General features: G+C 40.6%; 12 protein-coding genes. 5 read left to right on the top strand and 7 right to left on the bottom strand.

The genetic code is table 11. From position 1 onward, the window contains the following. Positions 1-111 precede the first annotated feature (111 nt). Complete coding sequence (locus tag RM049_RS14595; RefSeq protein WP_322704663.1) at positions 112-2,979, top strand: hypothetical protein; 2,868 nt, start codon at positions 112-114, stop codon at positions 2,977-2,979. Positions 2,980-3,141: 162 nt separating this feature from the next. Then, positions 3,142-4,131, top strand: coding sequence for a DUF1350 family protein (locus RM049_RS14590; protein ID WP_416212638.1), 990 nt, complete (start codon positions 3,142-3,144; stop codon positions 4,129-4,131). A gap of 126 nt (positions 4,132-4,257) precedes the next feature. On the opposite strand, the gene argC is transcribed toward RM049_RS14590, so the two are convergent. The 3 genes from argC to glpK all read right to left on the bottom strand — a co-directional run bounded on the left by argC (position 4,258) and on the right by glpK (position 7,568). Continuing rightward, positions 4,258-5,253 (bottom strand): N-acetyl-gamma-glutamyl-phosphate reductase, encoded by a 996-nt coding sequence (argC, locus tag RM049_RS14585; protein WP_322704661.1) that lies wholly within the window; start codon positions 5,251-5,253, stop codon positions 4,258-4,260. A gap of 72 nt (positions 5,254-5,325) precedes the next feature. Next, positions 5,326-5,928 (bottom strand): hypothetical protein, encoded by a 603-nt coding sequence (locus tag RM049_RS14580; RefSeq protein ID WP_322704660.1) that lies wholly within the window; start codon positions 5,926-5,928, stop codon positions 5,326-5,328. A 104-nt stretch (positions 5,929-6,032) separates the two neighbouring features. Further along, positions 6,033-7,568, bottom strand: coding sequence for a glycerol kinase GlpK (gene glpK, locus RM049_RS14575; RefSeq protein ID WP_322704714.1), 1,536 nt, complete (start codon positions 7,566-7,568; stop codon positions 6,033-6,035). Positions 7,569-8,346: 778 nt separating this feature from the next. On the opposite strand from glpK, the gene RM049_RS14570 reads away from it, so the two are divergent. Beyond that, positions 8,347-9,036 carry a CPBP family intramembrane glutamic endopeptidase gene (locus RM049_RS14570; RefSeq protein WP_322704659.1) on the top strand — a complete coding sequence of 230 codons (690 nt, stop codon included), beginning with the start codon at positions 8,347-8,349 and terminating at the stop codon, positions 9,034-9,036. An 11-nt stretch (positions 9,037-9,047) separates the two neighbouring features. Here the strand turns inward: RM049_RS14570 and RM049_RS14565 are convergent, their stop codons facing one another. Both RM049_RS14565 and RM049_RS14560 read right to left on the bottom strand, forming a co-directional pair. After that, on the bottom strand, positions 9,048-10,217 hold the full coding sequence (locus tag RM049_RS14565) for a PAS domain S-box protein (protein ID WP_322704658.1): 1,170 nt from the start codon (positions 10,215-10,217) through the stop codon (positions 9,048-9,050). A 1,714-nt stretch (positions 10,218-11,931) separates the two neighbouring features. Then, positions 11,932-13,224 (bottom strand): hypothetical protein, encoded by a 1,293-nt coding sequence (locus RM049_RS14560; protein ID WP_322704657.1) that lies wholly within the window; start codon positions 13,222-13,224, stop codon positions 11,932-11,934. 694 nt (positions 13,225-13,918) lie between these two features. Between RM049_RS14560 and RM049_RS14555 the strand changes: the two genes are divergently transcribed. Both RM049_RS14555 and mutS read left to right on the top strand, forming a co-directional pair. Next, on the top strand, positions 13,919-14,377 hold the full coding sequence (locus tag RM049_RS14555) for a tellurite resistance TerB family protein (protein WP_322672875.1): 459 nt from the start codon (positions 13,919-13,921) through the stop codon (positions 14,375-14,377). 252 nt (positions 14,378-14,629) lie between these two features. Further along, complete coding sequence (mutS, locus tag RM049_RS14550; protein ID WP_322704656.1) at positions 14,630-17,293, top strand: DNA mismatch repair protein MutS; 2,664 nt, start codon at positions 14,630-14,632, stop codon at positions 17,291-17,293. 72 nt (positions 17,294-17,365) lie between these two features. Here mutS and RM049_RS14545 read toward each other — a convergent pair whose 3' ends face one another. Further along, on the bottom strand, positions 17,366-17,935 hold the full coding sequence (locus RM049_RS14545; RefSeq protein WP_322672876.1) for a peptidylprolyl isomerase: 570 nt from the start codon (positions 17,933-17,935) through the stop codon (positions 17,366-17,368). Positions 17,936-18,277: 342 nt separating this feature from the next. After that, entirely contained in the window at positions 18,278-20,260 is a 1,983-nt protein-coding gene (locus tag RM049_RS14540; protein ID WP_322704655.1) for a primary-amine oxidase, read from the bottom strand. Positions 20,261-20,318 lie beyond the last annotated feature (58 nt).

Genomic DNA, 20,318 nt, shown 5'->3' with positions numbered 1-20,318 from the left:
TATCCGCTTTGAATCTAGTGCAAAAACGTTTCGATTTTCATTCTGGTATTTGTATATTTATAAACTCAATATCATTACTTACATATTATGTATTTTTATTGGAACTAAATAATGAAATCTTTATTTAAGAAATTAAGAGCGATCGCCACAGTAAATATTGATGAAAATGATAAATTTTCTCTAACTGTGGACAATCCAGTAAAAAAAAATATGGAAAAGCCATTAACAAGTAGACGCCAAAAACTATGGCTCAGTAGCTTGGGCTTTTTTTTATGTATTTTCGGAACTAGTATCCAACCTAGCTGGGCTGAAGGCAGCAAAGAGTTAGTTTCTGATGGCGGATACAGACCTTACCTGGAATGGTCAGATTTACTACTGGCAGGTATTGTTCGGAAAACCATACTCAAAGTTTATGTTCAGCAAGGAGAAACAGTTAATCTTGGCTCTAGCGTGAATACTAGTTTCTCGAACCCACAAGATATTGTTTACCGCAGTCCCTTTGGTACTCAAAATGGCTCTTGTGATGTTCTGGCTAGTGGTTTTGGTTTTATTGACACCGTTACCAAAGAAACGGCTGGCCCTTTACCTAATGCTAGTGGCTATACCCCTTGTACTTTCGTCGCTACAGAAACAGGTATTTACGAAGTTGAGTTTCATTCTCCGAATACAGCTGGTGCAAGCAATCCGCCGCCAACAGCTGCAACAGCGGCATTTCCTACAGGTAATACTCAATTTTCAGGGGTAGCTGCTTGGGATATCACAGTTCGAGATAGTAACGGTGTTGCCAAAAAAGGGCGAGTATTTACTAGCTATATTGCTATGAATATGGGGGCAAATGCCAGTGGTGGTACTCCCGTAGGACTCAACTCTAAGCTTTATATTCAAACCAAAGATGGGTATCGTTACGAAACTGACATGAATGGAGTCGATCCTTTTGGCTTCATCTTTTTTGCTAATAACCGGGGATATATTGACACAACAAATAACAGCACTCTTTATCATTCTGCTGGCGGTGCTAGTAATAATAGTTTGATCTTTCCCGGCAATGTGCAAGTTCAAAATCCAAATGTTTCTGATACTACAACAGACATTACCCACCTAGTTTTCTTCAATCGACCCGACACGGCAACTCTCAATTCTTTGAGTATTCCTATTGCCGCGACGATTCCCACAGTACCGACTTCGTTCAAATTCACTGGGGGTAATGGAGGTAGTGGGAACCAAACTTCTGTGGGTGTGGGAGGCAATTTTAGTTTCAATGCTGCCTCAACTGGTAGCTATCAAATAATTATTGACACCAACAATGATGGCATTTTTGACCCTAGTAGCGATAGAGTAATACAAAATGTGCTGTCTGTCGGATCAAATGTGGTGCTTTGGGATGGGAAGAATGCAAGTGGGGTAAATCTCCAACCTCTACCAGGAAATGCAGCATACAATGCCATAATCACAACACGATCGGGTGAATATCATTTTCCCATGTTGGATGCTGAAAATAATCCACTGGGGTTTAAAATCACAATGGAAAACCCTCCTGCTGCTTTTCCTAACCTTGTAGATCAAAATGGACAGCAGATTGGATCGACTACCGTTTATTACAACGACAACAACTATACTACCGCTAACGGCACGGCGATTAACTTAAATGGTACGGGAGCTACTAATCCGCGTAATGCTGCTAGAGGGATCAATAGTGCGACGGGAGAGCATGAATTTAGTAGTAATTATGGTGACTTTAAGGGAATCGATACTTGGACATATTTCCCCAGTCAAGCAATCCTTACTCCCTTGGTCATTACTACTAACACTCAAGCAAATGTTATAGGAACTAAATCTGTTCGCTTCCTCGCAGACAATGATACTAGTGGAACAGTGACTGTAGGCGATCGCATCGAATATACCATCACTTATTCCAACCTAAATCCAGGTAATAGCAATGCAATTAACTTTGTCATTAACGACTTATTACCCTCACAATTAACCTTTGTGAGTGCAGCAATTACTGCTGCAACTTCAGGGAATAACATTACACTCAATCCCAGTTACAACGGTGCTAGTGTTGTTGCTGTGACAAATTCTGGAATTCTCCGTGTAAATGATACGATTACCATTAAAATTACTGCCACAATTAATAATGCCAATGGCGGTAATCCAATTAGTAACCAAGCAAATGCTACTTTTAACACACCTGATAATCCTACAGGAACTGTTGGTACAGTGTTCACAGATGCAGACTCTGCTGGTGCTACCAATAATCCACCTACTCTTGGTAATTCGTTCTTACAAATTACTGATAATGGTGTAAATATCGGTAATAATCCTGCCAGTACGGCAGATGATGACCCCACTTTATTTACAGTATTAAATACTGTTAGTTCTAATCCTAAATTGCTGTTAATTAAACGCATTACCCGCCTCAATAACCAAGATTTCACTAATATTGTGGATGGTCGCAGTGACGTTGCTACTAATGCCAGTAACTATGTACCAGAACCTTATGCTACTGATGATAGCGATCCTAAATGGCCTGCTGGCTACTTGCGAGGATTAATTAATGCTGGCACTGTCAAACCGGGAGATGAATTGGAATACACTATATATTTCCTTTCCAATGGTCTTGGTAATGCAACTAATGTGAAATTCTGTGACTTAGTTCCGACTAATGTTAATTTTATTCCTACTGCTTTTAATGGTATGACTCCTAGTGATGGTGGCTTACCAGGAGCAGATCGAGGAATTGCCCTAGCTATTGGTTCTACTACACCTACCCTTTATCTCACTAATGTAGGAGATAGCGATCGCGGACATTTTTATACAGTTAATGAAGCAGGTACACCATCATACTGTGGTACTAACACCAATGGGGCAGTAGTGGTCAATATTACAGTCCCAAGTTTTCCCAATCTACCCGCAGCTACTGGATCTGGCACACCAGCGAATTCTTATGGTTTTGTTCGCTTCCGCGCTAAGGTGAAATAGTTTTAACCACGGTTAACTAGTGGAATTAAGGCCATTAGGAGAGTTTTGGCTGTACGGTAACAAAGCGATCGCAGTTTTGTAAAAATATCTTTTGAATAATCCGAAAAGCAATAACTTCAGTTTGGAGATTCAGCATATACCTACAAATAAGTCATGGTAAATATGAATCTAAAACTGAGATTTAAACCAGTTTCTCACAGTTGGGTTGCTCTACATCCAAAGCCTAAAGGGGTAATTCAATTTATTGCTGGGGCTTTCTTTGGTACATTTGGCCCTATGCTTTTTTATCGTTATCTGCTTCAATCTCTATTTGAGCAGGGATATACAATTATTCTTTTGCCATTTAATTTTACTTTTAACCATTATCTAGAAGCTGGTTTTCTCATGAGAGAACAGTATGAAATTCTGCCAGAGCTTGTGAAAATGGCAAGTGTTGCAGAATATGATTATGAAGCTTATCTAGATGATAAAAACTTTTCTTGGATTGGACATAGCCTTGGCTGTAAATATATCTCGCTGTTAGAAGGATTTACTGCTCTACCTCCAGAGCCTCAAGATAGAGAACAGTTTATTCGGAAGCTACTATTTAAAACTTCCGATGAGTTACAGATAGAAAGTGTGATTGCAGATATTAACATTCTCTTTGATGAACTAACGCGAAAAAGGGATGAAGTTGAAAAATTAATTTGTACTTATGTATGTCGAAAAATCAAAATTAATAGTGTTTTCATTAAAGGACAGGTTTCTATCCTCTTAGCACCTGCCATTGCTGACACAGGAAGCGCAATTCGTCCTCAATTTTTAGCGGATATCATCGACAATCTTGGTTGGGGTGTGAAACCAACTGTTGAAGAAACTCATTATTTAATCAAGGATAGTGGGCTATTTAATATCATGGGTTTAGTCTGTTTCAAATCAGACAATATTGCTAAATCAACCTGTGAATGGTTTACTAATATTCTGCAAAAGCCACCGCAAGATTTTCGCAACACTGTAGCAGGTGGACATTTAAGACCTTTAGGTATTCAGCTAACTAAATATGTCGTTAATCTTTTTGATAAACCGTTAATTGAATCAGTGCAAGAGCGAAACAAAGCATTTGAGCATAATGTAATTCAATTGCTTGAAGAACTGAAAGAAAAATCAAGATAATGGGCATTGGGCATTGGGCATGGGGCATTGGGCACAGAGAAAAAACTTACTGTAACTTCTCCTCTGCTCCCCTGCTCCCCTGCTCCCCTGCTCTCCTGCTCCCCACTCCCCACCCTTAACCCTTTTTCATGACAATCCCAACTCTTCTGGAAAACCGAGCATGATATTTAGGTTTTGGACTGCGGCTCCTGATGCGCCTTTACCCAGGTTGTCAAGACGAGCAACTAGCAACACTTCTTTGGTGGTGTCATTGGCAAATACAAAAACCTGAACAATATTAGTCCCGTTCAGTGCGTAGGCGTAGCCCGTCGTAGACATCGCATCTAGAAATGTTCCGTCTCTGAGCAGTGTAGAATCTTGGAATGGAGCAACCTGCACGAACTTTTCACTTTGGTAGTAGTCAGCGATCGCTTGATGAATAATCTTACCTGATGGTGGATTATCCAAAGTTCCCAGTGGTAAAGGTACTTGTACTAACATCCCCTGCTCAAAATCTCCCACGGCTGGTACGAACAGCGGTGGTGATGCTAACCCTGAATACTGATGCATTTCTTTGACGTGCTTATGCCCAAACTGCAAACCGTAGATTCCATAAGGATAGAGTGATTCTGCTCCGGCTTGCTGCTCGTGGAAGCTATGATACTGTTTAATCAGATTCTTTCCGCCACCAGAGTAACCTGACACTGCATTAACGGTGATGGGAAAGTTACTGTTCAGGAGTTCTTTAGCAATTAACGGACGGATACAAGCTAAAAATCCTGTGGGATAACAGCCCGGATTGCTGACAAACTGCGCGCTGGCGATTTTCTCTCGCTGTCCTGGATTTAGTTCAGGGAAACCATATACCCAGTCTTTAGCTGTGCGATGGGCACTACTAGCATCAAGGATCTTAACCCTATTATTACTGACTAAGCTAACAGCTTCACGAGCCGCATCATCAGGCAGGCAGAGAATGATAACATCAACAGCATTGATTAGTTTGGTTCGCTCATTTGCATCTTTACGTTTAGATGCTTCAATGCTAACTAACTCGATATCATCCCGTTGGTTCAGGCGTGAGTATATTTGTAAGCCTGTGGTTCCTGATTCCCCATCAATGAAAATCTTCGGTTTAGTAGTCATGCGCTTTTTATTATGTGAGAGTGATATTTTGACAAAGTAAGAGTTATTTTAACGATTGATTTTTGAATGAAATTAACCTGCTTTCACCATCCACACCAAAAAGCTCAGAATTGATTCGATGGGAGGAAGAGAATAATCCATTAAATCAATTGTGACTGTTTGACCCTCTAGTTTCAGAAATCGCCATTGGGTTCCACTGCTTACAGTACCGTAAACTGCTGTTAAGGGTTGTTCTCTTGCTTGGTTGAATCGCTGTGCAGCTACCATTTCTGCAATGCATTGTCCCAATCCAGATTTTAAATCTGATTTTTTCGCTTCAACAATGACAATTGCAGGTGCTTCTACCGTTAATTGTTCAGGTGAACGGCAAAGTAGGAAGTCACATACATCATTGAGTCCAATACTCGCATCAACGTTAAACTCTTCACCTGAAAATACGCTAATTGTCGAATTAAAGATGCGTCGCACTTCCAGCAAGATAGGATTAATTATCGCCTCTGAACGAGCTTTTTCTGTATCTACTGCGATCGCCCACGGTAGATCCTCTAAAATACCTTGCAGTCTCAAACTTGGAGTAATGGGTTCAATCGAGTCTGGAAAAAAGCGGACTCCTTCTACAGTATTTAGATGAAAATCTTGTTTCACTCGGTCAATGTTGAATTGACTGTAGGGCATGATAAATCAATACTCCATCCATTTGCTTGATTGTAATAGTATTTGTTGCTTCGCCTTCTCCCTTTTACGATCTTAATTTTCGCTTTAACTCGTTTTTGGCTCGGCTACTCCTCCCAAGCTAGAGTACGTTTCACTGCTTTTTGCCAAGTACCAAATTTGGATAAGGGGAAATCACTCTTCGGCTCAAACACACGCTCAATTTGCCGTTGTTCCACTAGTGTTTCATAGCTCTGCCAAAATCCTACAGCTAAACCTGCCGCAAATGCTGCACCCTGAACGGTCGTATCGCGCATTATTGGACGTTCAACTGGAATACCTAGCACATCAGCCTGGAACTGCATCAAAAAATTATTCTCGCAAGCACCACCATCTACGGTTAATTGCCCAACTGGAGTACTACTAGATGCATTTATCGCCTGCACCACCTCCAGAACTTGATAAGCGATCGCTTCCAACACGGCGCGAACTAGATGCTCTGGTTGTACACTGGCGGTAATGCCGAAAAAAGCTCCCCTGGCGCTCATATCCCAATAAGGTGCGCCTAGTCCACTAAATGCTGGCACAAAATAGACTCCGCCATTATCTTTTACCTGATTGGCCATCGCTTCAGTTTCAGCAGCAGTTTTAATCAACTTCAGGCGATCGCGCAACCATTGGATACAAGCACCACTAGTAAACATACTACCTTCTAGAGCATAGCCTACATTTAAAGTATCGCTGGTATTTGCTTGTGTCCATGCCACCGTAGAAATAAGTTGATGATGCGTAGGCGTAGCCCCTCGTAGAGAACGCACAATTTTTGATCCTGTGTGACCAACCAAAAAGCTACCAGTACCGTAAGTACATTTTACTAAACTGGGGCGATCGCAGCCATGACCAAATAGAGCCGCTTGCTGATCTCCCAAAATGGCCGCGATCGGAATTTCCGCACCCAACAAAGTCGCATCAGTGACTCCAAATACTCCTAAACTCGGCTGAATCTGGGGCAAAATATGCGCTGGAATTTGAAACAGATCCAGTAAAATCTCATCCCACTCACAGGTTTTGAGATTCATCAACATTGTACGACTGGCGTTGCTGTGGTCAGTGGCGTGGACTTTTCCACCTGTGAGGTTCCACAACACCCAGCTATCAATAGTACCTGCTAAGACATTGTTTATATCGATATCAGTAACATTATCTAATAGCCATCTGAGCTTGGTAGCAGAAAAGTAAGCATCAATGATTAATCCCGTGCGATCGTAAATTTCATCAGCGTAGCCTTGCTCTTGTAACTGGTGGCAAAGGGGAGCAGTGCGGCGATCTTGCCAGACGATCGCTTTATGGAGTGGTTTCCCAGTAGTTTTGTCCCAAATCAAACAGGTTTCGCGCTGTACAGTTAGTCCCAAGGCTGCGATCGCTGATGGTACAATCTGGGCATTTGCAATTGCGGTTTGCATTACCCAACAGGTATCTTCCCAGATTTGTTGAGGGTCATGTTCTAACCATCCTGGCTGAGGATAATACTGAGTTAATTCTTTATATGCCTGCCCAACAAGCTTGCCGTCTGCGTCAAATACAAAGGCGCGGTTGCCTGTCGTACCTAAATCCAGTGCTAAGATATAGCCCGATGATAGAGTTTTTTTGCCAAGTGTGTGCATAACCGCTTTTAATGTTGCGTAGGCGTAGCCCAACCTAGACATCGCGATTTTAGCAATACGCCTTCAATCACATATACATTATTTTGGGTACATTTTGAATTTCCTGTTTGGATAGCGTTACGTCTCTGTAAGTTTAAAAAACTACAGGTTTATGCCAATTTATACTTAGCACAATGGGTATTGATGTCCGTCTCAAATCCCAGACCTTCACAACATTACAAGACGCTGTGCATTTGAATTATGTCTAAGTAAGTATATTGGCACAGTAAATAATTATCAAAATGCTGCTTTCAAAGGAATATTACACACAAATTCATAGAAGTTTTAGAATTAAATTTATGTGGCAATATACAAAGTGTCACCTTATTCAAGTCTGATTATGATACTCATGTTTTATATTTTGCATATAAAAATTAATAATAAACCAATACGGTTCACCAAGATGTGAAAAATCATCATAAAAATACAAATCGCCATCTTCACAAAAGACTAATTATTAGACCTATTACAAAAATCCTTTAATCACCTCTCCTCTTATGAAGGAGAGGGGGCAAGATTTTAAGTTTCCCCCTAATATATCGGGGGATTAAGGGAGGTCTATTCGACTTATGCAAGAGGTCTATTGTAACGACGGCGATTAATCGCGTCTCTTGCCTTAACCAATAGTATTGATAGTAAACCTGGTGAATATAGATTTTATTACAATTAATTATCCTAACTCGCTCTAAAAACTATGGATTTAAAAGTTAAAACCATCAAAATATAACAAAGTCTCCCCATGTTAAAAGCTAACCAAAATCAAAATGCACTACTAGCTCTGTTGTTACTTGTGCCAGTTCCAAGCATTGGTATTGCAACTCAGCTATATATACTCCCTGGCTTCCAAGGACATTTAGTAGCTTTATTAGCTAAAATCTGGTTATTGCTAATACCCATTATTTGGTTGTTATTTGTTGATAAAGAGAATTTAAAATTTGAATATCCTAAAAGACGCGATTTATTCGCTGGAGTCGGATTAGGGCTATTAATGCTAGGCATCATTTTGATTGTTTATTGGCTGCTGGGCGCCAAATGGATAGATGTTGAATATGTTCGCGATCGCGCAACACAAGTTGGATTGAACAGTTTTGTAATTTACTTAGTAGGTGCAGTGTATTGGATATTTGTTAACTCTTTACTTGAGGAATTTGTCTGGCGTTGGTTTGTTTATCGTAAATGTGAAATTTTGGTATCAAGTCCTTTAGCTGTAGTACTGTCTGCACTATTTTTTACGATTCATCATGTTGTTGGTTTAGCAGCTTACTTTGACTGGCGTGCGACAACATTATGCTCATTGGGAGTGTTTATAGCAGGGGCGGTTTGGTCATGGTGCTACTTAAATTATTGCTCGATTTGGCCTGGATACATCAGCCATATTTTTGCAGATATAGCAATTTTCCTGATTGGCTGGCAACTGATCTTTACTTAAGAAAAATGTAATCAATCAACATCTCTCAAGATAATATGTTTTTTTAAGTCGAAACTGATTCTACCTTCTTCTTGTAATTTCCCCATCAATCGTGTAATTGTTACTCTAGTGGTACAGCAGGCGCTAGCAATATCTTCGTGAGTAAAGCGAACATTTAGGCGAGTTCCCTCTGGTATAGTTTCACCCACTTCTCGTTTCAAAAGTTGTAATAGATGCTGTAAGCGATCTTGTACTCGCCGTCTACCAGAAATAGCTAAAAAAGATTCTGTTTGCTGTAATCGCTGCTTAATTTTTGGTAGAAGTGTATGACTCAGTGTTGCAGAAGCTGATACTTCTGCTGCATAAACTGACACTAACTCAACATCAGCAAGCGCTGTTGCTTGGTAAATGTCTAAAGATGTCAAACTAGAACCAAAAACCATTCCTGGTGTTGCCAATCCAATCAGCACTTCTTCACCCGTTTCACAGTAGGTACTGAGTTTAACCAAACCCTGAGAAACATACCAAATTGCTAATGGGTTGAGGGGAATAGTTTCTCCTTTATCATATTTATGTAGGGGGCGATTGTTGAAAATGTCATTCTTGTCTTTAACTTTTACTGATTCTAATTGCTGACGCTGGGTTATATTACGCACCATCCAGCGCAGAGAAATTGCCTTACCCTGCTGATTGCGGACAACTGTTACTGTCAAAGCTGCATAAAATAACTCGCCATAACGTTGTTGCAAACGTACCAATAACTCTTGAACTTTGTCTGATTGCGATAGCTGTATCAGTTCGTTGCGAACTTGCTGACGTTCTTCTAGAAGGACAAAGTTAACTATTGGTTTTCCCAGTAAAAAATGCTTGGAAACATTCAACAACTTAGCTGCGGTGAGGTTAGCTTCTTGGATGATTCCTTCTGTATTAGTCACTAAATAGCCGTCTGGCGCTAACTCGAATAAATCTTGGTAGTAATGGCGCTCTGCTTCTAACCAATTCCGTGTTTTTATTAGTTCCTCGTTTTGCTGATAAAGTTCATCTGCCGCTAACTGTGCTACCTTTGAGGTATTATGGAGTTCCTTAAAAGCTTCCGGCAACAAATCAGGGGAAATCCAAGGTAATAAACTAGCAGTTTGGTATAAATCTGCTAAACGCTTGTGCAATATTTCTGTACGTTGGACAAATTTTTCTATGTTCACTTTAAATTCCCGCTATTTGCTTGCAAAAGTTAAGCAAAAAAACCTAGTAAGTAAATCTTTGAGAAAATTGCAGTATACTTAATTTTATTGAGTTATAAATTTAATAGGTTGTAAATTGCAATTTTCACGTAATTGAAGTAATAAAGTTAGATTTATTTTGGGTTTTTGACAATTTTTATCATATAGTCGCTACAAATGAGCCAGTTTTTAAATGACACATATACCATTCAACCTAAATGCTTAAAGTAAATTGAATCTAGCAAATTACAAAGCATCGACTTATATATTTATTTAGCCAAAATTTTACTGACTTTTGTTAAGTATTACTTCTACCATTGGTGGTAAAATTCTGTTACCTCAGCTAAATACGAGTACCAAATCTGCCATCTAAGATTATGCTAATTTTTGACTAAACTGATAAGTAAGTCAAAATAATGACTAGCAAAGAGCAGATACTACACTCGGAAAACCCTACATTTCAACTTTAATTTTTGACTATTATTGTTGAATCCGCTTTGTCATTCCCCCAATAAATGATTTAGTGGTAATAATAATTGTTTCCATTTATTACTAAGAGGATGTTTGGAAAGCTATGTTTGTTATCCAAAGTATCTAATATCACCCCTAACCCCCCGATGTATTGGGGGGGGAAATAGTCTCTTAAAGCCTCCTTTTATAAGGGGGGTTGGGGGGTAATGTCAAAATTTAATATGCTATACGACACTTTTCAAACATCCTCTAAGAATAACTGATAAGACTTTCCCCAACTTCCATCACAAGAATTAAGCAACTACTACCAAAGATATAGAATCTAAGTTAAGTTTGTGGGTGATTCTGAATACTTTGCCTATTAATAAAATTCATAACAAGATTCCCAACTTCTTTAAGAGGATGTTTTAAAAGTATTATTGCTAACACCAAAAGCTTAGAAATCTAAACCTTACTCCTTTGTAGGGGTTAGATTTCATGTCTACGCTAGGTACTTCTCCTTTAGCGAAGACCTTCCAATTTCTTTAAAAAGTTGGGAATCCAAGCCTTTCTATCTTCAAATTCATTATAAAACTATCTGACACGGGTAAGAGGATGTTTGAAAAGTATTTTTAGTAACTTATAGACCTCGGAAACCTAACCCCCCTAGCCCCCCTTCCCTACAAGGGAATGGGGGTTTTAAAGCCTCTCTCCGTTTCGGGGAGAGGAATGGAAGTGGGGTCTCTGGTATACTTTACGACTTTTCAAACAACCTCTAAAAGTAAAACTATTGAGAACAAGCAATGGTTGAACTTCTATATCTAGAATTGCAAAGATAAATATTAATAAGTTAAAAAAGTTTGTATAGCCAATCACATCTGAACTTAATAATTATCCGTCTCTTTAGTTAGAGGATAAATGAAGTAGTAAGCTGGTGTAATTTAACAATGCGTAACAGCTAATCAACGCGCAAGTTACAAGGAGTGATGAGTGAGGTGTCAATGCAATAAAATCTCATCACTCCTTTTTACTTACATCAGTTTATGAGCCAATAGGCTTGGGTTAGCCCCAAAAACCTTAAACTATGTAGTAGCGCTAGTAGGTTGGGTGGAGGCTTTGCCAAAGCCAACATTCTGATATATATTGGGTTGCGCTTTGCTCCACCCAACCTACCTTTAATGCACAATTTTTTTGCTTGCCACGCCACTACAATTTTTCTTAACTGAACGTATTGGTTTATGAGCTACTAACGAATACCATCATTATCAATGGCGCTGTAACTGTCGCTAGGGAAAAGCCCCAACCAAGGGTCAGAACTAGGAGTTAAAAATAGTTGTCCGTATACTTGTTCATTGAGCGCTTCCACACTCCTTGTTTGCTTACCCTGCATAAACCATTGATGAATTTGGCTGTGCAGCATATATTCATTTCTGACTGTATCTAAAGCCATTGTGGCTTCAAAATTTTTCACTATTATCGGCAAATTATCTGCTTGAGTGTTGGCAGATTGAGATTTTTTAGCTCTAATTAGAGAGATGCTGTTTCGATCTAGCTTGACATCGGCGGCATAGAGTTGAGCAATTTTGTCCCAAACTTTCTGGTCAGTAATTTCAGCTAAGGCGTTTTGATTCCGTTCAGCATCAGACTGGAGAGCAGTTAACATTGGCGTTTCAACTCTCATTTTAGAAACTGCTAGAGAGCTTGCTATTTCTGCTGTCGGTGGTTGAGTGGGATTGCTCGGAATTTCTACCAACTTAGGGGGAGACTGGATACCCAGGCGGGATAAATCTGCAACCCATTGGCCTTGGATAGAATTTAAGCGATCGCTGTGGTATTTTCTTAAATAAGACTCGCGATCGCTTGGTGTAAGTTTACTATAATTTTTTACTGCTAATTCAGCCTGCTCTAGCTGATGCAAAAATGCTTTGGGACTATACAACCCTGGAATAGCATCGATTGGACGACCTGATGCATCCAATACATAATGAATGCTATTGCCTGTAATCGTTCGCTCCAACTTGCGTCCGTCGCCAAAATCAATAGTTACTTTGGGTACAGGACGCACTGATTGCCAATGCAAAATGAAACGGTCTTGAAGCAGTTTAGAAATTTCCACATTCGGATACAATGCTACCCTGAAGAACCTACTATTAGCACAACTCAAATCTTGATCCAGCCTACCCAATAACCGCAGAGATAGAATAGGTTTACCACTGGTTCTAGCAGCAGCTTTGGCTTGTTCTATATCAGTGTACCAATACAAACGAGAGGCGTAACAGTCCCGTTGTTGACAAAGTTCATCTAAAGCTAGCCGAAGTGCAGGGGAAGGTAGAACTGCTCCTGAAGAAGCGGTATTTAACGTATTAGCATGGGATTTAAGAAATACTTCTAACCCTTTTGGGCCCTGTTTCCGAAGTACAGAAACTTCTTGAGATAGCTTGGAGGTTTCAGCTACAGGAGTTTGAGCATCAGCTATCTGCACAAAACCGAAGCTGACTAGGATGAGTGCGAAAGGATATTTGCAGGCTCTAAATTTCATATATTTTCAGATATTTTCAAGAAAAATAGGGGGTGTGAATGAGGAGCATCCGGTTTTGGCAACAACAAATAGAAACAATTTGGTTGACACTCTTAACATTCCACTGTAAGCCAGAAATTTTAATCCTAGCGTTTATAGCAGTTTTGTAGATTTATTTCATTAAAACTTCAACGAAATAATTACGAGTTTGTCTGTATTTTTACTCATTTTTCATATCTATTTGTTATTTGAGAATAAGTGAAATCAATAAATGCGATCGCCAAAATAACATTATGTGTACACAAGTCGAATTACCCCCCTTAATCCCCCCGATGTATTGGGGGAAAAGAAATCTATCTAGTTCCCTCACGCCACGTGCTTCAAGTCGGGCATTGCCCGCCCAACGCAGTGGCTCCCCTTTATAAGGGGAGGGTTAGGGTGGGGTAAAACCTTGGGTTTTTCAGCTATTTCAGACTTGTGTGTACACAGTATCCTTTTAGGCTACGCAGGGTACACAAGTACTAAAAATCTTATCGCTCAAAGCAACTTAACCGTTTTTATACGCAGATGAATATATTATCTGCGTATTTTTTATGAAAAAAAGATTCATCCCAATGTATATTTCCGCATTATTTTGGGAATCATAAATCGAGGAAGCATGATAAACCGCAAAATATCACTTCCTGAAATATCACGTAACATTGAGAGGATAATTATGTCTAAACGCAAGTTGCCCAAAGGCCGTAGTGTTAGTTCAGTTGCTATAGAACCAGAAGTTGCGATCGCAATTCTTGGGTTATTTTCTGCTGCGGCTGATGGTGAGGGTATTTCTTCCACAGAAGAATATGCTTTGAGTGAATTTCTCGGTCGGGTTGACTTATTTGAAGATTACTCTGAAGAAGACTTTGAAGAATTGACCGAAAAAGTCGTCAGTTTGATTGAAGAAGAAGAACCAGAAGATTTAATCGCCCAGTCTATCGAATCCTTACCCAATAGAAATTATCGCGAAGCTGCATACATCACAGCTATCTTAGTAGTAGGGATTGATGAAGAAGTACCCGAACACGAACAAGATTATATCTCTGAACTTCAAGAAGCTTTAAATATTTCAGACGAACGCGCACAAGAACTTATAGACGCAGTGTTTGGAGAGGAAGAAGAGGAAGAGGAGTAATATTTATTGACTTGCAACCTCAGTCATCTACTATCTTTAATTTGAGGTTGCTAATTTAGAATATGAAATAATTTTGTTTGGGTTAAGTTGTTCAGATTCCCGGCTTCATGAAGAAGTTGGGAATTTTGCATTGTATCAAAAAAAACATTTGTCAGATAAAAGTAAAATATCCTTGAGCGATCGCCATTCAACTTTCACATCACGTTATCATCGGATCTTGGGGAATTTCTGTGCATAATTTCGATAGCATCTATGACTGCCTCTCACTCCGAAACTCCATCTACCAAGCCCGATGCAAGTACTTTTATTTCTGACCATCTACAGGTGGATCGCAGTAAGCTAAGTCAAATGTACTTGCATTATGTCGAGACGAAGGATAAATATCCTCACGCGGTATTGCTGTATCGGGTAGGAGATTTCTTTGAATGCTATTTCCAAGATGCAGTAAAAATAGCGCAAGAATTAGAATTAGTTCTCACTAGTAAGCAAGCTGGGGAACAGGGACGGGTGGCGATGTCTGGTGTTCCGCATCACGCTTGGGAACGCTACGCGACAATGCTGGTAGAAAAAGGCTACGCAGTAGTAATTTGCGACCAAGTTGAAGATGCTTCTGAAGCTGCTGGGAGATTGGTGCGGCGGGAAGTAACGCGCATTCTTACCCCCGGTACTTTGCTAGAAGAAGGAATGCTCAAATCCAGTCGCAATAATTATCTTGCAGCAGTAGTAATTGCCGCAAATCATTGGGGTTTAGCTTATGCAGATATCTCTACAGGGGAATTTCTCACGACTCAAGGTAGCGATTTAGAACATTTGACCCAAGAATTAATGCGCTTGCAACCTTCAGAGGTGTTAGTTCCGACAAATGCGCCCGATTTGGGTAGTTTGCTGCGTCCGGGAGAAACTTCGCCACATCTTCCTGAGTGTTTGCCACCATCATTTTGTTATAGTTTGCGATCGCAACTTCCCTTTTCCCAAGGTGAAGCTAGACCGAGATTATTGCAGAAATTTAAGGTGCGATCGCTCGAAGGACTCGGCTGCGATCGTCTTCCTCTCGCCGTCCGTGCGGCTGGTGGTCTTCTGGAATACCTGGAAGATACTCAAAAAGAAAACCCTGTCACTCTTCAAAGACTCCGCAGCTACACTGTCACCGACTACCTAATTGTTGACAATCAAACCCGCCGTAACCTAGAAATTACCCAAACCGTTCGAGATGGCACTTTTCACGGTTCCCTACTTTGGGCGTTAGATAAAACTAGTACAGCAATGGGTGGGCGTGCTTTGCGGCGGTGGTTGTTGCAACCCCTACTCGATATTAAAGGCATTCGGGCACGACAAGATACCATCCAAGAATTGATGGAAAATACGCCCCTACGTCAAGATTTGCGGCATTTATTACGGCAAATTTACGATCTAGAACGCCTCACCGGAAGGGCGGGTTCTGGTACAGCCAATGCTAGAGATTTAGTAGCTTTGGCAGATTCCCTCTCACGCTTGCCGGAATTATCCAACTTAGTAGTTGAGACGCGTTCTCCATTTCTCAAAGCTTTGCAGAAAGTCCCAAGTGTGTTGGAAGAATTAGCACAAAAGTTACACGCACATCTTGTAGAATCGCCACCTATACTAATTAAAGAAGGTGGATTAATTCGCCCCAGTGTAAATCCCTTGTTGGATGAAAGAAAAGCGACTGTAGAAGCAGACCAGCAATGGATTGCCAACTTGGAAGTTGATGAGAGAGCTAAGACAGGAATTTCCACCCTCAAGGTAGGATTTAACAAAACCTTTGGTTATTACATCAGTATTTCTCGCACCAAAGCCGACCAAGTACCCGCTAATTATATCCGCAAGCAAACTCTGACCAATGAGGAACGTTACATCACCCCAGATTTAAAGGAACGAGAAGCCCGAATTTTGACGGCGCGGGATGATTTAAATCAGTTGGAATATGAGATTTTTACAGCATTGCGGGAAGAAGTAGCACAAGAGGCGGAAATAATTCGCAATCTGTCTCGTGCAGTGGCGGCGGCGGATGTGTTGTGTGGTTTGGCTGAATTGGCGGTACATCAAGGTTACTGTCGTCCCGAAATATTGCCAGGGAGGGAGATAAATATTGTTGATGGTCGTCATCCGGTAGTGGAACAATCTTTACCTGCGGGGTTCTTTGTGCCAAATTCAACGCAATTGGGTCAAGAGTCATTAGTCATTAGTCATTTGTCATTAGCAGATGACCAAGAACAAATGACAAATGACATAGACGCGCTAGCGGCTTCCCGCAGGGTAGGACAAAAGACAAATGACAGTCCCGATTTAATTATTCTTACCGGGCCAAACGCCAGTGGCAAAAGTTGTTATTTGCGTCAGGTGGGATTGATTCAGTTAATGGCACAAATTGGTAGTTTTGTACCCGCGAGGTTTGCCAGATTGGGAATATGCGATCGCATTTTTACCCGTGTCGGTGCAGTAGATGATTTAGCAACTGGTCAATCTACCTTCATGGTGGAGATGAATGAAACTGCAAATATTCTCAACCATGCTACATCTAGATCGCTGGTACTGTTAGATGAAATTGGTCGCGGGACAGCAACATTTGATGGTCTTTCCATAGCTTGGGCGGTGGCAGAATATATAGCAGTGGATATTCGATCGCGCACAATTTTTGCCACCCATTACCACGAATTAAATGAACTGGCTAGTATTATCCCCAATGTGGCTAACTATCAAGTGACAGTGAAAGAATTACCCGACCAAATTATCTTTTTGCACCAAGTTCAACCAGGAGGTGCTGATAAATCTTATGGAATTGAAGCGGGGAGATTGGCAGGTTTACCAGCCGTAGTTATTCAACGGGCAAAACAAGTCATGGGGCAAATTGAAAAACACAGTAAGATTGCAATGGGGCTGCAAAATCTTGATGGATAAGCAAGTTTGTAGTAAGGACTTTAGTCCTTATTTTCTAAACACTAAAGTGCTTACTACAAATCGAAGTGTTAATTACTGCCGAAAAATTTCTACTTTTTGTAACACCACTTCTTGATTTGGACGATCTCTAGTTGTAGGCACATTAGCAATCTTGCTGACTATATCTAGACCTTGGACAACTTCACCAAAAACACTGTGATTGTTGTCAAGGTGAGGTGTTGGTGCTTCTGTAATGAACCATTGCGAACCATTAGTACCGCGTCCGGCATTAGCCATCGACAAGATACCTGCACGAGTGTGTCTCAATTCAGGATGAAACTCATCTTCAAATTGATATCCTGGGCCACCAGTACCCCATCGGCTGGCTGTATCTAGATAACGACTCAGAGGATCGCCACACTGAATCATAAAATCAGGGATGACCCGGTGAAAGCGAACTCCATCGTAAGCTGGAGTTCCCTTACCAGATGCATTAGTTTTAGGGTCTTTCCAGTCGATTGTTCCAGTTGCTAGACCGACAAAATTTTTGACAGTGTTGGGGGTTCGCTCTTCTTCCAAACGAACTACAATTTCACCCAAGGAAGTAATTAAACGAGCGTGCAGTGTTCCATCACCGGGAATATTAATTTCTGGAAAGTTCATTAGATATCCTATTTTAACCAGTGCCAGTATTTGAACTATACAAGTTTATCAGCATTCAAGTTACCGCCTTTAGACATGAAAAAAAACCTGAATTCAGGAAGCAGGAGGTCGAAGGCAGGAAACAGGAGGCAGGAGGAACCCACCCTTATAGTGGGATTGAAGCAAGGACACTTTATACTTTTCTGCGAGACGCTGCGCGAACGCGCTGCACGTCTCAGTATAATTCTTTCTTTAAACGTGGCTCTAAACCCAGAACTAAAGTTTTAATTGATACTCCTAACCTTCTGCCCCCCGCCTCCTAACTCCTGCCTTTTAGTAAGGAAACTTGAGCCAACAAATATTTTACTCAGGTAAATTTATCGCTGGATTCCGGCTAAAGAATCCTCTAGGGACTAGCTTAAAGCCAACTTCGTGAACAGGCATCACCGGCCAATCTTCCGATCGCGGAATATGAGTTACGCCCATTGTGTACCACAGTACGATATCTTCACCCAGCAAAGACTCATTGTCTGCAATATATTTCGGTAAACCCTGTTCGGGCTGAGTTTGGTTGGGATAATCGCCGCCAGCATAAAGTTCAGTAGGTTTATATTTTGTTACCCAGAGGTGATGAGTCGCAAATTCTGCCCTTTCCCGGATTTTTGAGCCTTCTACAGGGAAAAATATCGAGTTTCCACCAGGCATCAGCATATATCCAGGTGCAGCACCGAGAGCATTCTTTTTGTCTGCACTAACAATCATCCATTCTCGACTGCTTTTCATATCCAAATCGCGCACAGCAGCCGTTTCTTTGACTAGTGGGATTTCTGCAAGTGCGATCGCATTTCCTAAAGGATTTTTCTCATCCATCGGCAAAGCTTTCACATTCATTTCCATCACAGAGTTAGCCTGACCATCGACATCGAAATCTAGGCGATAATTGAAAAAGTGCTGATGATTTACTCCAAAGATATTCTGAGCAATTAATCGACCATAGGAATCATCATCAGATTGCTTTTGGGCAGCCGTTCCCTGCGCCAATACAATACCCGTTAATTCATTTTGGACTTCCAAAGTCCCATCTTGGTGAAAGATCCAATTGATGCTGTAATCATAGTTGTCAATGGCTACCGTCATCTTCATAACTAATTCTCGACTGCGACGGACATCATTACGCTGAGTATTATATTCATAGTGTTTCCACAGCATTCCGCGATCGCGTTCGTAGATACCGATAACCCCTGGTATTTGATAAGGTTCTCCCTGCTCATTAGCAAATACAGCATTTAACAACAAGCCATTTTCAGGAATTTCTTTACCTAATTCCATTGTATTTGCTAGTAAACCTAAGTTGTATTCTCCAAGATCAAAGGCATTTCTGAACGACCAAGTAGGCTGAGGATCGCCATAAGGTACTACCATTTCTGAGAGGCTAGCGCGGTATAAAACTGGTCGAATATTTTCCCCATCTTTGTGCGTCACTTGGTAAAGCATTAATCCATTACGAGGATGCATTGAATAGCGAAACTTCCAACCTTGCCAACTAATTTCATTGTCTTCGATCTGGAAACTTCTACCATTCGGTTGGAGTATTTTTAATGCTTTAAGTGGTGACAGTAATTTCCCCAAAGATTTGACATCATAATTCCAGTTTTCTTGAGAGAAAGGTACGTTTCCTCTATCAACAAAACTAGCAATTTTCCCCGTATTCAAATTGACTGTTGCTAAAACTCCTTCAATCGGACTACCATAATAGTTCCAACCTTTACCTTTGTAGTAAGATAAACCGCGACAAAGACGATTACCTGTTGCTTCTTCCTGTTGGCTAAGAATTCCTGGTGCCCACCAACTGATTTTAACTCTATCGAAATCGGTAATTCCCCGCTTTTGCATCGCTTTTTGCCATCGGGGATCGGCTTTAACTACCTGAGTTGCTAGTTCATATTCTGAATTAGCGATCGCAGGTTGAACGGACGGTATTTCTTTCCAAGAACTTAAGGTTTTGCTTCTCAGATCGACAATCCCTTCAAAGGTTTTGTTTTCTGAACGTTCATAGATTACCAAAAAAGCTTTTCGCCCAAAGACTTTACCAGGTGTAAAATTTAGAACTTCTTCTTTATCTGGTTCTTGTAAAGCAATAAGAGGAAAAGCTGCCATTTCGCTCAAATTTTTTTCTCTTTGGATGACAGAAACAGCTGTGCTAATTTCTACCTCAGTTAGTGAAGTGAGAGGATGGGAAATCGAAGGCTGTTGAGCCGTTAATGTTTCCATTAATCCGATTGAGAAAGAAATGACAACAATGATGGCAATAGCTAGCCATAAAAAACGCTTTAGCCGCTTAATCATCTTTTACATTTTTACAAAAGACTTATAGTTATCTATTTCCAAACCTAAGATTGAAAAC

It is taken from the genome of Nostoc sp. DedQUE04 (assembly GCF_034530995.1).
Classification (GTDB): Bacteria; Cyanobacteriota; Cyanobacteriia; order Cyanobacteriales; family Nostocaceae; genus Nostoc.
Note: the sequence above shows the minus strand (reverse complement) of the source record. Positions and strands in the feature narration are given on the sequence as shown.